The sequence below is a fragment of the Pseudomonas sp. MF6755 genome, assembly GCF_016405635.1.
Taxonomy (GTDB): domain Bacteria; phylum Pseudomonadota; class Gammaproteobacteria; order Pseudomonadales; family Pseudomonadaceae; genus Aquipseudomonas; species Aquipseudomonas haemolytica.
Genome location: NZ_JAEKDA010000009.1, coordinates 42417 through 56388, shown reverse-complemented (window position 1 = coordinate 56388; position 13972 = coordinate 42417). Strand labels below are relative to the sequence as shown.

Sequence of the window (13972 nt, the reverse complement as noted above, 5' to 3'; positions counted from 1 at the left end):
GGTTAGCTAGACGATGGAGTCAACGTCCAGCATTTGCACCCTTCCCTGATCATTGTGGGAGGGCGGCGGGATGCTGGCGAATTGAGCAACCTCGCAGTTTTCACGGTGGCTGAACCAGCGTTTGAGGCTCGATTGCAGGTGCGCAGACTGTGCATGACTGCCGTAGACGTCGCGCGCTTCAAGGCGACGCCAGCGCAGGGTTGCCAGGCGCTCGCGGCTGGTGTGCAAACGGTCGATCTCGGCATTCAAGGCATCAATAGGTTCGTAGCTACGGTCATTGGCTGGGCGCTGGCGGGCAAATTCACGCCGCTTGGCCCTCAGTTTCTCGCGCATGTCTTCGAGAGCCCGGTCGAGCAACTCAAACTCCCTTGGAGTAACCAAAGGGCCCTGGCTATCCAGGGTTTGCTGCCAGCGTCGCAGTGTGGCCCAGGCTGCGGGGATATAGCTGGTGGTCATGAAATGTTGGCCGGCCTGAAAAAGCTGCCTCAACAAATTGTCACGGTCGGGCATATCGCCCTGCAGTTGCAATGTGCGATTGCAGCCCGCTTCCTGGATGGACTCGCAGCCGGGTTTCCATAGCACCGAAGAATGCGTGCCGTCCGGGAGCGTGATCGGCATGAAGTGATGTTGCTCACCGTGATGTTGATAGGGGTTGCCGCCCACGCGTACCAACCCGGCGGCGAACAGCAGGCCACCAGATGCGGGGGCGCTGAACAAGGTGATCGCCCCGGGGATCCAGAGTTTGGCGGTGGTGTTCATCCAGGGGGCCGGGACGCTGGGAACGGGGTCGTTGTGGTTGACGATACGGTGGTGGACCAGGGATGAGGCGCCGGCGGTGAATTCAGTGTCGGCGGCGCGGGGGGCGCCGTAGGTGTAGAGGAGAATGTTGTAGTGCGCGTCTGGGGTTCGACGCAGTCCCTCGGCCAAAAGCAACGCAATGGCGCCGCCGAGGCTGTGGCCACAAATCACAATGCGCTGGCCGATGTGAAACCGATCAAGGTATTGCAAGACGAAATTACGCATAGCCCGGTAGGCCTGGTGAAAACCATCGTGCGCCTTACCAACGCCGTCTACAAAAGCCACTTGATGGGCGTCTGCATCACGTAATACGTCAGCACGGCTGACGGTTCCACGCACAGAGATCAGGATTACTTCATCGTGGTGGATGATGAAAGCCTGGGTATCAGTACCGAATTTTTCGTCATCGAAAAAGTGCAAGCGTGCGGGATGTTCCTGCTCTTCGTTTAGTTCCGGGCGATTTTGGGGGTACAACTCAGGGTCAAAAGGCAGGATTTCGAAACGCTGGGAGTAAGGGACCTCTTCATAGAGCGGATAAAAACGCTGCGTTTGCTCCGGATCAATTTGCCAGGCTTCGTGATACACCGACAGCTGTTCAGCGAACAAATTTCCAACACTTGGATCCAACGGAAACAGGACTTCATCTAAGGGTTTCTCTGAGGGAACTTGCCCAAAGTCGCAATAACTCAACGCAGAAAATAGTGCCAACTGGTACAGGTTCAGGGCACAGATGCTGTCTTCGGTCGATAGCACTGGGCGCAAGGCTCGCAACGGCCGTACTTCCAGAACGGAATGTTGGTTAGGGAACAATACGACGCCTGACAATGAGGGCTGAGGTGGACCGAAGCCAAGATCAGCCATCATTTTCAATACATGACGCTTGGGGCGATGAACTGACGAAGCCAGTGGTGGCAAGTGAGCGCTATGGCGTACTAAATCGCTCACTTCAACTTGGTAGAATCTATCTGTTTGGTGGTGTGCAGAACTCCGCTCAGCACGTCTACCGTCATTGCCAGAGTAAAACGTTCGTTCGGCGCGAACTTGCAGCTCAGTAATAGGTAACTTGTACGTTTTGCGAGTACTAAGCAGGTAATACGGCTCCTCAATTCCGTTGTACAAATCATCCAACGTCAAAACGACAGGGCCACAGTAAAAATCTTGCAGATTGGCGAACCCCTCACCATTCAATTTACCGACGTACCGTCGCCCTGTACTGTCATGGACCGTGAATGGAAGCCCACCATAAGCCTTTCCACTGCCCGTCTCATCGACCAAACGAAAACTTGCCCAGTGCCCTTGCAATGCGCAAGCAGGCATTTGTTCACCAAAATAAGCTTGCTTCCATGCGTCCAGCTTCATGACTTCGTCCTCGTTATTGGCATGTCGGATAGATGTTACATATGCGCCCGTCCGGCATTTTTATGGGTTTAAATTCCGTGGTGTTACCTGTGCAATACCCAAACAGGTCCTCAAAACTCTTCCCCCTGCAACGTCTCCATCCACCCGGAACGGCTATCCATCTGTCACCAAACGCAGGCAACTCATCCTCACTGACAGTCAGCGCCAACCTCAGCTTTTTTCCCGATAATTGCGAACGTTGCGCAACGCCCCCCACCCGTGATTCCCGTACCGTCCCAATTGAATCCAGTGAACTACATATCAGGAGTTTCCTGATTGCATGCAAGGGTCCCACCGTTCGAAAATGCCACTTACATTCCCCAAGTACTTTCTGTACACCCGACTCAGGCATCCCTGACATCCCGTCCTCCACACGATCGCGAACGGAAATACTCGCAAAGCTCCCACCCACATCCGTATCCCGCGTTCCCCACTTCGCGTAAAAATCAAACTCCACACTACGCAGGACTAACGGACACCCTTCTACCGTTTCAGTCAGCGGCAACTCATAACTCACCCTGCTCGCTACAGGTTTGTAGTCCGTAAAAAAGACTTTCCGTTCTGGCCTCTCGCCTCGACGTCTCGGCAACACACACGTCTCACCCGTCGCGGGTCGATAATTAGCCGCCGTTTTAAGTTCGAACTGCTCCGGCAAATCCACCTCCAACGTAAAACTCTCCACCGCCCTCCCCGTACATGCCGAAAGCCCCACTCCCCCAACCACCAACAACACCATTCCCATCCATCTATTCACTTTTGCCTTCCTCCCTGCGCCATTGCTCCACCACTCGTTCAAAATGCTCCCCTGGTGCCTCCCCGATCCTCGGTTGCCAACGAACAACACTGCTGCGGGTGGCTTCTTCCAACCGGCGCACCACCAAAAACTCCAACTGCTCCGGCCCGCGCCATTGCCAGGTGCGCGCCTGTTCCAGTACCTGGGCGAGCCAGACCTTCGGGTCTTGGAATTCGACCAATGCCGCCAGGTCTTCACTGTGCTCCGCCAGCAGGTAGCGCAGGATATTGGCGTGCAGGATGGCTTGGGCCTGGGGGTTGGGTGTGCCGAGCCAAGGCACGGGGTCAGGTACCGGGTAGTCGCCGGGTGCGGGGTTTTGGTGGTGGCACCAGCGGCCTTCATGCCAATAACACACACCGATCAACGGCCCGAGGTAGCTCGGCCAATGCTCTTTCGGTAGGTAAGCCAAGGCACGGGCCAGGGTGCGGTTGTCGTGAATGCGATAAAGCGCCTGTTGCCCCTTTGGTCCTACCAGCAGCCTCTCGCGCCAATGTCGTGTCACACCGCTCAAGTCGGCAGCAGGCAAGCTACCCAGCCAACCCCAGTTCGACTCAGGGTTTTGCAGCAAGCCGACCAACGCGGGCTCACTCATCTGCTCCAGCAGCAGGATGGCCGGGCCTGAACTCGCCAACTGCGCCGCAGCGGTCTCGCTGTAGAGGTTGCAATATTGCGACTGGTCGCGCCCTGCCAGCAGCGGTTGGCGAGCCTCGTTGCTCCCTTCAAGCATCAGGCACAGTGGGTACCCACTCTGCTGCTGTTGGGCCATCCATCGAATGGGCAAGCTGTCCATCAAGCCGCCCTCCCCGTGAGATCGCACAGGCCGTCACGGCAGCATTCGCACAGGGGGCAGAAGTCCGCGCCCAATTGCCTGGCCAAGTCCATGATGACGCCTTGTGCAGCAGAGACTTGCGGGCGGGCAACCGCCGTGGGACTAACCGAACGTGTTGGGGTTGGCGAGCCGCCCTGTGTGATGGGCCGGCTGCTGAAAATGCCCCCGGCGTGAATCACCAAATGCTCTCCACCGGCTTTCAGACTCAGTTGCGACCCCGCATCGATAACCAGGCTGGCACCCGCCTTGAGATGAACCTGCTGGCCGGCTTCGATCACCAGGGTCTGGCCAACCTGGGTCAGGCTATCGCCCTGCACGTCGAGGTGGTCATGCGCCTTGAGCGTGACCTTGCGATCACCGGCGACGTGGCGATGCTCTTCGCTTTCCAGGCGAGCCGTGCTCAACCCCCGGATGATTTCGTGCCGCTCTCCGGCCACCTCCAGCCGGCTGTCATGGCCCACCTGTTGCTCCATGTCGCGCTGGGCGCGCAGGTAGATAAGTTCTTCACCGCGCCTGTCTTCTAGGTGCAACTCGTTGGCGCCCAGACCCTGTGGAGAACTGCGGCTACGCAGTACGCTGCGCGTCTTGTGTTGCGGCAAGGGATAGGCAGGCAGGTGCAACGCATTGGGCAGGCAGCCGTTGACGTGGGGTTGGTCCGGGTCGCCCTCCAGGAAGCTCACCAGCACTTCCATGCCTACCCGTGGAATGAGCATGGCGCCAAACCCATCACCCGCCCAACCGGAAGCCACTCGCAGCCAACAACTGCTCGTATCATCGTTTTTGTCCAGGCGATCCCAATGAAAGCGCACCTTCACCCGACCATAGGCATCGCAATGCACGTCCTCTCCCGCAGGCCCGGTTACCGTTGCGGTCTGGCTGCCACTGATCGTCGGCTTGGGGTGCTTGAGCGCTGGCCGATGCACTGCGCGCCAGGGTGTCGCGGTGAAGCGGTTGCGATACCCCTGGAATCCACTGGCCTCAAATGTCGACTCCTCCAATACCTGAGGCTGGTAGCCCTCATGACGCACCGACGTCAGCAGCCATAAGTCATTGCAGACTGGATCCGGGTGATCGCGCAACTCAAGAAAATGGCCACTGCATAATGCCGGTTGATCACTTTTGCCCAAGACCCGATGGCGATCACGCTGATGGCGCTCCAGGGCGCGTCGCGCCAATTGTGCTCCCCGTGCATGGCCGCTGAAGCCGCCGGGGTAACGATAGTCTTCCAAAGGATCCACCCCCCCAGTACCCGCCTTGTCTTGCAGGCAAAACGAAGGATGCTCAAAGTCATAGTCACGGCGTACGGCTCGCCGACTACGCATTTGCAGGCGCCGGTCGAAACGCTGGACAACCCGGGTCTCGAGCGCCGGATCAGCCGATGAACAGTAATGCTGCACCGGCAACCGTCGAAACACCGTCTGGTCATCACCGAACACCAACAGATGATTGTCCACGCGGTGACGAAAGTGGTAGTGAATGCCCTCTTCTTCACACAGCCGCTGGATGAAGTGCAGGTCGGATTCCCTGTACTGCACGCAAAATCCTCGTGGCGGATACACCACCGGCCCGAGCTCGAAGGTATAGGCGTCGGCGAGAATCCCGTGGTGTTCAAGGACCGTCGCAATGATCTGCGGCACGCTGCGCTGCTGGAAAACCCGTTGATCCCGGCGATGGGCAAGGCATGCCAGGCGCGGGGCCAGGGTCAGGTGGTAACGGGTGAGCCGCGCACCTGGACCATCTCGACCGATGGCGTAGACCTGCCCATGCAGGCCCTGACCCGCTTCGCCAAAGTCCAGGTAGGCGGGTTGATGAAGCAACGCCTCCAGGTCAAGGGCAGGGTCTTCGCTGACTAACTGCACATGTATGAAGTAGGGTTGATCAAGGGCCTCGCTGCCTTTGAACCCTAATACTTGAAAACCTGTATTTATCCTTGCAAGGACCAATTTGAAACGTGACGAAGCAAACGCGTTAACCATCCTTTGTTACCCGCCATCAATTTTTCGACTGAACTACTTCCCCCCGCCAAAACCCATTGGATTGCGAAAAAAAGCACCTGAACATGCTCAAGCTTAGCGATTTCAGGAGCATTTCAAATCTTCAAAACTAAAAAAGAAGTTTCGTACGACGAGGATGGAATTGTCTTTTACATAAAAGTAATGCAGCCAATAACCTATCTAATAACAAAAAGAAAATTCTGACTCAAACTTGCACTTACATGACTAGGTTTTAAGGAAATAGCTGACACCTGTTCATCCACCGCCGGCTCGACATAAGTGACCACGGGCGATACCGCATCAGGTTTGTCGTGATACCTCGTCCGTTCAGATACCTACTTACTGGCACAGCATCATTTTACAGAACAGTCGACCTGCAGGAGGTGGCCTGGAAGGTGATAACCCACCGCAAGAACCTGGGGTTCAGCCATGCTCACGGGGATTAAGCACCTTCCAGACCACCTCCTACACGTTCGATAATTCCTGGGTGGTTACCAAGGCCCCAAGCGTTCCACGTTTGTAAAAAATAATGTTCGAAGTCCGTGCTTTTAATCTTGAACGCAACGGGAACCCGGCTCGCTCGAGAGGGCCTGATGTGCAAGGATGTCAGGCCGGACATCGTTCGTTGAACGCAAAACCAAGGATTTTTCATGACTGCCATTCCCACCCCAGCGCCCGTGGTTCCCGGGCGATTGGAACAAATGTCGACCCGTATCGCCTTTTTTATCGCCGGTTTTGGTATCGCCGCCTGGGCGCCCTTGGTGCCCTATGCCAAAGCGCGCGCGAACCTGAATGAAGGCACGCTTGGCCTGCTGCTGTTATGCCTGGGGGTGGGGTCGATCATCGCGATGCCGGCGGCGGGCGCACTGGCATCGCGCTATGGCTGCCGACGCGTGCTTACCGCAGGGACACTTATGATCTGCCTGGCCCTGCCGATGCTGGCCACCGTCAGCTCGATCCCGTTGCTGATCGCTGGACTGTTCCTGTTTGGCGCGGGCCTGGGCACTGTGGACTCCACCGTCAACCTGCAAGCCGTGATCGTTGAGCGCGCTAGTGGCAAAACCATGATGTCGGGTTTCCATGGGTTGTTCAGCCTGGGGGGCATTGTCGGCGCGGCAGGAGTGGCCGGGTTGCTGGGCCTGGGCCTGTCGCCATTGCAGGCAACCCTGGTGGTCGTGGTTATCATGGTGGCGGCACTGCTCAAGGCCGCACCGCACCTGTTGCCGTATGGCAGTGAAAGCTCAGGCCCGGCATTTGCGGTGCCTCATGGTGTGGTGCTGTTTATCGGCTGCCTGTGTTTCATTGTGTTCCTGGCTGAAGGCGCGGTACTGGATTGGAGTGCTGTGTTTCTGAGCGCCGAGCGCGGCTTGGATGAAGCTTATGCAGGCCTTGGGTATGCGGCATTTGCCTTGACCATGACGGCTGGACGCCTGACCGGTGATGCGATTGTCCGACGTTTGGGCACCACACGAGTGATCGTGATCGGTGGCACATTGGCCTGTGCTGGTCTGCTGCTCGCGACGCTATTACCGGCCTGGGAAACGGCGCTGCTCGGGTACGCATTGGTCGGCGCCGGATGTTCGAATATCGTGCCGGTGCTGTACACCGCCGTGGGCAAGCAGAAGGTCATGCCCGAACACATTGCTGTGCCGGCTATCACCACGCTGGGCTATGCCGGCATTCTTGCCGGCCCGGCCATGATCGGCTTTATCGCCCATGGCAGCAGCCTGAGTACAGCGTTTGTATTGGTCGCACTATTGCTGGCCGGTGTGGCAATCAGTGGCAAGATCCTCAAGGTGTAAACCACGCGGTGCACAAGGCCGGTATTACCTGGCTTTGTGCAGCTTGTATCGCTCCAGCCAGCGCTCCAGGCTTGTATTGCTGAGCCACTCCGTAGATTTGAGCCGGCCAAACAGGCGCATGCTATTTATATGTACCAACGAGCGTAACAAGCCCGGACGCTCAATGATGTTTTTGGCCGTGTAGACGCAGTGCTCGCTGTATTGCTTTCTGGGTAGGCCGGTGGAAGGCTCGAGTATGGGCAGGCCCTGGGAATCAACCTCATCAGGGTCATTCATCACCGCTTTGAGGAGGGCGATTTCCACGTACTCGAATTCTTCAAAAAAGCTCCTGCGATCTTTGGTCGCGTCCCGCAGATGCTTGAAATAGCCTTGAAGAGCCCGAACAACCGCGGCATTGTCCAGACCATGGAAAGGGTCTTGACTGAAGGTGTCGGAAGAACTGTTACCTCGCAAAGTCGTCGCAGCAATCCTGAGACTGTCGCGGGTAATGTACCCTTCGCAATCCATGATTGCGTCATTCAAGGACGGGCGTTTTAGAATCTCCCTGACGACCAGGATCAGGCGATCTCGCACATTACTCTCCACTCAGTCTTTGCGCAGCGACCTGTAGAAGGGAAGACTGCGACCCACGCCCCTCTTTGAAATAAGCGTGCAGCTCGCCAAAGCCTTTTTCCAACTCGGCCACTAATTGGCTATCGGTTGAGTGCGAGCCTGGAGGGATCGCATTCACGCGAATGTCCGGCGCATTTTGCAATCGATGGGAACGCAGCGCGGACAAGGCGCTTGATAGCACCGCTGGCCGGCGCGACAGTGCATCCGATGTGCTCACCCCATGAGCGAAATGATCAATCGGTGGTGGCGAAGTCGGTTGCACCTCTTGCCCACTCACGGGAGGTAGCAGGCTGCGAGGTATTGCGCTATTGATTGTCATGCTTCACTTCCCACTATTCAGGATCCGGACTTGCCTGGCGAGCGCTGCCAAAAAGCTGCAACTGTCGAATGAATTCCAGCCAGACGAGCACCTCATGTGTGGCTGGAAGATCACGACAGTTCCGGAAGATCAGCTAATAGCCATGACAACATGTAAAAACGTTGTCGAGGGCTGAGTTAACCCTGCATTTGCCGACGCCACCAGGCCGTCAGGCTATTGATCAGGCCGGTGTGTTTTGGCTCGGCGTTTTCACTCGGCGACTGCTTGGCCGAGAGCAATCCCCGGGAAAAGTCATCGGAAACGGGGGCCTGGAATTTGCGCTGGCCGGCGAAGGCCTTCATGCGCCGGGTCTCAACCTCATACGCCCTCGACGGGAGGGGCAGGCCTCGTGATGCTGCGCCCTCCTCAGAGACCGCGAAATTGGCTCGCTGAGTACTGCATAGGTGTTCAAGGCGGCCGGGTTTGGGGGAATTAAACGAGGTTGAAGTCATATGTTTTCCCTCACTCGAAATCTCAAGAGCGGCACGTTAATCACCACCGCTGGTACCACCTATGTGGCAAATGAGCGTAAGCCGTTCCTCAAACAATTGAGTAAGGCGCCGCCCACTTGTTACGACGCCCGAAGATCAGTCAATGGGAAGCCGAATACAGTGCTTTGAGGCTGACTTTGCCGCCAGAAGTGACACACGCGATGAATTCAGGGCGATTAAGAAATTCCTGGGCCAACTGTCTAAGGTGATCCTTGGCAGCATCGCCCGTCAGGGCTTGGCTAGCCAGCTTTCGCATATCTTTGACTGTCAGGCTGAATCCCCAGCCTTTCAACTCTTTGTAATGCTCAATCATCTCACCGGCAAGCTCCTTGTCAGTTTTGTACTTGAAGTAGTTTTGCCCATGGAGAACCGAGTTCACGCCATTCCAATCAACAAGATTGCCCGATGCACCCGTGGCGCTGTTCCGGATAAGGGTTGCGATCAATTCCGGATCCCGCAGCAGCGCATTGGCCAAGCGAATGTTTTCGCGCATGGCGGGATTAGATGACCAACCTCTTTGTGCCATCGCAAGAATACTGTCAACACTGATATACCCTGGGTTATTGGGATCCAGGAAAGCTGGGTAGCTATCACGCAACTGCTGTACCAGCTCTTCACGACTCTTGAGTGAATACTGCGGATCAGGCCTGCCTGGCGCCACCGGGTAAGGCCTGCCTGCAGTGGGGTCTGGTCGTGGTGGTGGATTACTCCAGCCAGGATTCGGCCTTGGCGGTGGGTTACTGCAACCGGGGTTCGGTCTTGGCGGTGGGTTACTCCAGCCAGGATTTGGCCTTGCCGGTGGGTTACTGCAACCGGGGTTCGGTCTTGGCGGTGGGTTACTCCAGCCAGGATTCGGCCTTGCCGGCGGATTGCCGCATCCAGGGTGCGTGGGTGGCCGATGCCCAGTAAACCAATGGCTGCTACACTGCTTGAAGTGATCCAGAAAGCTCTGCTTCGCAGGAGCGTTATAGTGACGAGCAAGGGCGTCGGTACTGCCTGCTGGTGACTGATCAGAACCAAACATCGGTCCGCCCTTGTTTGCCTGCGATTGGAAATTGACGTTGGCCGCATTCTGCCCCTTGAAAGAAGGCGCGGCAGGCGCCTCGCGACTGACCTTAGACTCCGTTTTGGCATCGGCCTGTGGGAGGCCAGAAGTTGATGAAGTAGGTAGGGGTGTATCCGACATCGATACCGACATAAGTTTCTCCATTACAGTGGGCGCAATTTTCGGCTTGTCGCTCCAACGTAACGTCGAAGCCCATCAGCTCTTCCCTATGTGGTTTTGTGTCGGAACCAGTTCCTGATCCAGCAACAATATGTGCTGTGCAGGTGTAGGAAACAGATTGGCAGGCGGTGGTCTTCCAGCAATAAATGGGTGGCACGCCTTGCCCAAGCAAAAAAAATCGCAGCCCTTGTGCTGCGATTTTTCCTATCAGCTAAAGATCAGAATCCGACGCTTGCTTGTACAAAAAACGTACGCGGCTCACCCAGGTATATCCCGGAGTTGTTGTCGCTGGAGCGCGTGTAGTGCAGCTGATCAAACACGTTTTTCACCCCCACACCCAGTTTCAGGTTCGACAGTTGCGCGCCAAAGTCATAACCACTGCGCACATTGACTGAGACATACCCTGGGATATCACCGTATTGACCGTCAGCGGTGCCTTGGGTGATGTAGGTGGTGCCGGTACCTGGCGCACGCTGGCCGGACTGGGCGTAGACGTCCAGGTTGTGGGTCCAGTGGTTGACGTCGTAGCGCAGACCCAGGGTCGCCACTTCACGGGAGTACAGTGGCAAATCGCGGCCCTTGAATGGCACGTCACCTTCAGAGGTGGCCTTGGTGTAGGTGAAGCCGGCGTTGGCGGTCAGGCCATCGAGGCGCGGGTCGAGGTTGGACAGGTCGTAGTGAGCCGACGCTTCGATACCTGCGTGCTTGGTGGCGCCGAGGTTGGTCCAGCCCACGTCGTTGCTGACATATTGCAGCTCATCCGAGAAGTCGATGTAGAACAGCGTCACTTCGCCGCCCCAGACGCTGTCGTTGTAGCGCGTACCGATCTCGTAGGTCTTGGCTTTTTCCGGGTTCAGGCCGTTGGCGGTCTGGTTGCCGGTGCCGCCCTGCCCCAGCTGGAAGTACTGCAGGCTGCCGAACGAGGTTTCGTAGTTGGCGAACAGTTTCCATTCGTCAGACACGTGATACATCACGCTCAGGGCCGGCAACGGTTCGTTGTTGTGGACCTCGCGGCGTTTCTCCTCGGTACGCTTGCCGTTCAGGGCCACGACGGGACGGTCATGCCATTCGGTGCGGATGTCTTCAAAGCGGATGCCCGGGGTAATGGTCCACCTGCCGATATCGATTTTGTTATCGATGTAGAACGCATTGGCTTCGGTGCCACCAGTGCGGTCCTGATACACATGGCCATCGCTCTGCCCGCCCGGCGTCGGCACGTTGTTGACCAGGTTGAGACTGGTGGCTTGCTCGTGCATGCCTTCCTTGAGGTAGCGATAGCCAACACTGACTTCCTGGGTGCTCGGGCCCACGTCGAACACATGTGACACCCGCGGCTCGATGCCGAAGGTGTAGTAGGTGCGCGGGTAAGAGCTGATGGTCTTGAGGTCGCGGTTGGCGATGTTGCTGCCACGGAAACTGTCGGAGTAATAAGTCAGCACTTCGGCCTGGGTACGGTCGTCGATCTGGCGGATGTACTTGAAGGACACATCCTTGCGGCGGCCGCTGAAGTTGTCCCAATCGCGCACCGACTGGTAGGGGTTGGCGTCGAACTGCTGCTGGGTCAGGCCGCCGGGCATGTCGGCACTGGCATCGTAGTAGTGGAAGTTCAGCGAAAAGTCGTCCTGATCGGTCGGCGCCCAGTGGGTTTTGAAGATCACGTCGTCGATGTCGTTGGAGTTGTTGCTGTTGCGGTAGCCGTTGCCATTGACCCCGGAGTACAGCAGCGCGGCGCCAATGCCGTTGTCGGCAGTGCCGCCGATAAAAGCGTTCTCAACGTGCTTCCAGCCACCATGGGCGGAGGTTTGCAGGGTGGTGCCGACTTCACCGGAGAATTTCTCCGGAATCGCGCGGGTCACGAAGTTGATCACGCCACCCACGTTCTGCGGCCCATAACGCACGGAACCTGCACCGCGAACAACGTCAATACTTTCCAGGTTACCGGCGGAAATCGGCGCCATCGACAGTTGCGGTTGGCCGTACGGGGCGAACGCTGCCGGTACGCCGTCAATCAGCACGGTGGAGCGCGGCGACAGGCGTGAGGTCAGGCCGCGTACACCGACGTTGAGGGAAATATCGCTGCCACCGGTACCGTTGGATTCCTGTACCTGCACACCCGGAATACGTCGCAGCACATCGCCGACATTCATCGCGCCTTGCTCCACCATGGCTTCGCGGCGCACCACCGTACGCGCGCCCGGGTGGTTTTGCACCACGGCGGCATCGGCATCGGCAAGCCAGTCGCCCACCACCTTGATGTCGGTGACGCCCAGCACCAGCGGCGAGCCAGCCTCGCCGGTGCCGTTGCTTACCGGGCGCAAGGTCACGGAGCCGGCATCGATCTGGTAATCCAGGCCGCTGCCTTGCAGCAATTGGCGCAGGGCTTGTTCGGGCGTGAGGTTGCCATCCACCGCCGGGGCTTGCTTGCCGGCGACCATGTCGGGGCTGAAGAACACTTGCAGCGAGGTCTGCTGGCCCAGTTGGCTCAAGGCTGCGCCCAGGGATTGGGCGCGGATATGAATGCCATCACCAGCATACGCGGCAGGCAGCGCGGTACTGACTGCCAGGGCCAGGGCCAGGGGCGCCCAGCGAGAAACTTTATAGTTGTAGAGGGCGAGTTTTTTCACGTCGAACCTAGTCCTGTGATGGCAAGAGTGCGCGGCTGTTAACGCAAACCAGTTGCAGTTGCAGGAGAAGACGAAGAACTCGAAAAAAACCTGAATGTCAGCGTGAAATAATTTCCTGGCTGCCGTCCGGCAAGGTACGCAAGGCGACGGGAAGGATGTGTGGCAAGGCCTTGAGCAAGGCGTCGGTATCGTTGGACTTGAATACGCTGGTCAGGCGCAGGTTGCCCACCGCTGTGGTACTGACGCGCAGCGGTTGCTCACGGTAGCGCGACACTTCCCGCGCCACTTCGCCCAGGGTGGCGTTGTTGAACACCAGCTTGCCGGTGCGCCATGCAGTCAGTTCTTCAGCATTCACTGCGTAGGCCGCCGCCACTTGGCCCTGGGTATCGACATGGGTGCCACGACCAGCGGTGAGCATCACCGTCTGATCCAACAGGCGCCCCTGTACCTTGACCGTGCCGGCCTCGACTGCCACGCGGGTCTGGTCAGCATCCCTACGCACATCGAAGCGTGTGCCGGTAACCGTCACCTGCCCTGCGCCGGCGGCCACCACAAACGGACGACTGGCGTCATGCTCGACACTGAACATCGCCTCGCCCTGCTTGAGTTCCACGCCACGCCGACCTTTTTCATAGTGAACCGCAACCACGCTACGACTGTTGAGGTCCATCACCGAACCGTCGGGCAAGGCCACCTGGCGATGCTCGCCCAACCGGGTACTGAACTCGGCACTGTACGACTTTGGCTGGCCCAACCCGCTGAATAAACCCACGCCCACTGCAACGGCGACCACACTGGCGGCAACGGCATAGCGCAACACCGCACGGCGCTTGGGATGCTCGACCGGCGCCTCACACAGGGCCTGCAAGCGAGCCTTGGGCAGCAGATCCGTGGCGCTCCACAGCCCTTGCAACACATCGAATTCATATTGGTGCTCGGGCTGCTCAGCACGCCAGGCATCGAAACATTGACGCTCTTCGGCGCTCAACTGGCCGTCCTGCAGGCGCACAAACCACTGCGCGGCCTCATCACGGACACGGGTATCCAT

Annotated in this window: 11 protein-coding genes; 2 read left to right on the top strand and 9 right to left on the bottom strand. The window is 57.8% G+C overall.

What is annotated here, in order from left to right:
* Nucleotides 1–6: 6 nt before the first annotated feature.
* From JFT66_RS13530 to JFT66_RS13520, 4 genes are read right to left on the bottom strand one after another with little or no spacing between them, the layout of a single operon-like run.
* The gene (locus JFT66_RS13530; RefSeq protein ID WP_198859416.1) at nucleotides 7–2157 is read right to left on the bottom strand and encodes a lipase family protein; all 2151 of its coding nucleotides are present in this window, start codon (nucleotides 2155–2157) and stop codon (nucleotides 7–9) included.
* 13 nt (nucleotides 2158–2170) lie between these two features.
* Nucleotides 2171–2938, bottom strand: a complete 768-nt coding sequence (locus tag JFT66_RS29760) for a hypothetical protein (RefSeq protein ID WP_442963606.1) — start codon at nucleotides 2936–2938, stop codon at nucleotides 2171–2173.
* A 4-nt stretch (nucleotides 2939–2942) separates the two neighbouring features.
* Nucleotides 2943–3779 carry a DUF4123 domain-containing protein gene (locus JFT66_RS13525; protein WP_198859415.1) on the bottom strand — a complete coding sequence of 279 codons (837 nt, stop codon included), beginning with the start codon at nucleotides 3777–3779 and terminating at the stop codon, nucleotides 2943–2945.
* A complete protein-coding gene (locus JFT66_RS13520; protein ID WP_198859414.1) occupies nucleotides 3779–5794 on the bottom strand; it encodes a type VI secretion system Vgr family protein in 2016 nt (671 codons plus the stop codon). The genes JFT66_RS13525 and JFT66_RS13520 overlap by 1 nt, the downstream gene beginning before the upstream one ends.
* A gap of 668 nt (nucleotides 5795–6462) precedes the next feature.
* Between JFT66_RS13520 and JFT66_RS13515 the strand changes: the two genes are divergently transcribed.
* Nucleotides 6463–7614: an MFS transporter gene (locus JFT66_RS13515; RefSeq protein WP_034119003.1), complete on the top strand. Its 1152-nt coding sequence runs from the start codon at nucleotides 6463–6465 to the stop codon at nucleotides 7612–7614.
* Between the two features lie 24 nt (nucleotides 7615–7638).
* Here JFT66_RS13515 and JFT66_RS13510 read toward each other — a convergent pair whose 3' ends face one another.
* The 3 genes from JFT66_RS13510 to JFT66_RS13500 form a co-directional block, all read right to left on the bottom strand.
* A complete protein-coding gene (locus JFT66_RS13510; RefSeq protein ID WP_034119002.1) occupies nucleotides 7639–8187 on the bottom strand; it encodes a hypothetical protein in 549 nt (182 codons plus the stop codon).
* A gap of 534 nt (nucleotides 8188–8721) precedes the next feature.
* On the bottom strand, nucleotides 8722–8886 hold the full coding sequence (locus JFT66_RS29755) for a type III secretion effector protein (protein ID WP_080752957.1): 165 nt from the start codon (nucleotides 8884–8886) through the stop codon (nucleotides 8722–8724).
* Between the two features lie 289 nt (nucleotides 8887–9175).
* On the bottom strand, nucleotides 9176–9673 hold the full coding sequence (locus JFT66_RS13500) for a hypothetical protein (RefSeq protein ID WP_152612342.1): 498 nt from the start codon (nucleotides 9671–9673) through the stop codon (nucleotides 9176–9178).
* Nucleotides 9674–9702: 29 nt separating this feature from the next.
* On the opposite strand from JFT66_RS13500, the gene JFT66_RS30025 reads away from it, so the two are divergent.
* Nucleotides 9703–9984: a hypothetical protein gene (locus JFT66_RS30025; RefSeq protein WP_198859413.1), complete on the top strand. Its 282-nt coding sequence runs from the start codon at nucleotides 9703–9705 to the stop codon at nucleotides 9982–9984.
* Between the two features lie 534 nt (nucleotides 9985–10518).
* Here JFT66_RS30025 and JFT66_RS13490 read toward each other — a convergent pair.
* On the bottom strand, nucleotides 10519–12924 hold the full coding sequence (locus tag JFT66_RS13490; RefSeq protein WP_198859412.1) for a TonB-dependent siderophore receptor: 2406 nt from the start codon (nucleotides 12922–12924) through the stop codon (nucleotides 10519–10521).
* A 97-nt stretch (nucleotides 12925–13021) separates the two neighbouring features.
* The gene (locus tag JFT66_RS13485; protein ID WP_198859411.1) at nucleotides 13022–13972 is read right to left on the bottom strand and encodes a FecR family protein; all 951 of its coding nucleotides are present in this window, start codon (nucleotides 13970–13972) and stop codon (nucleotides 13022–13024) included.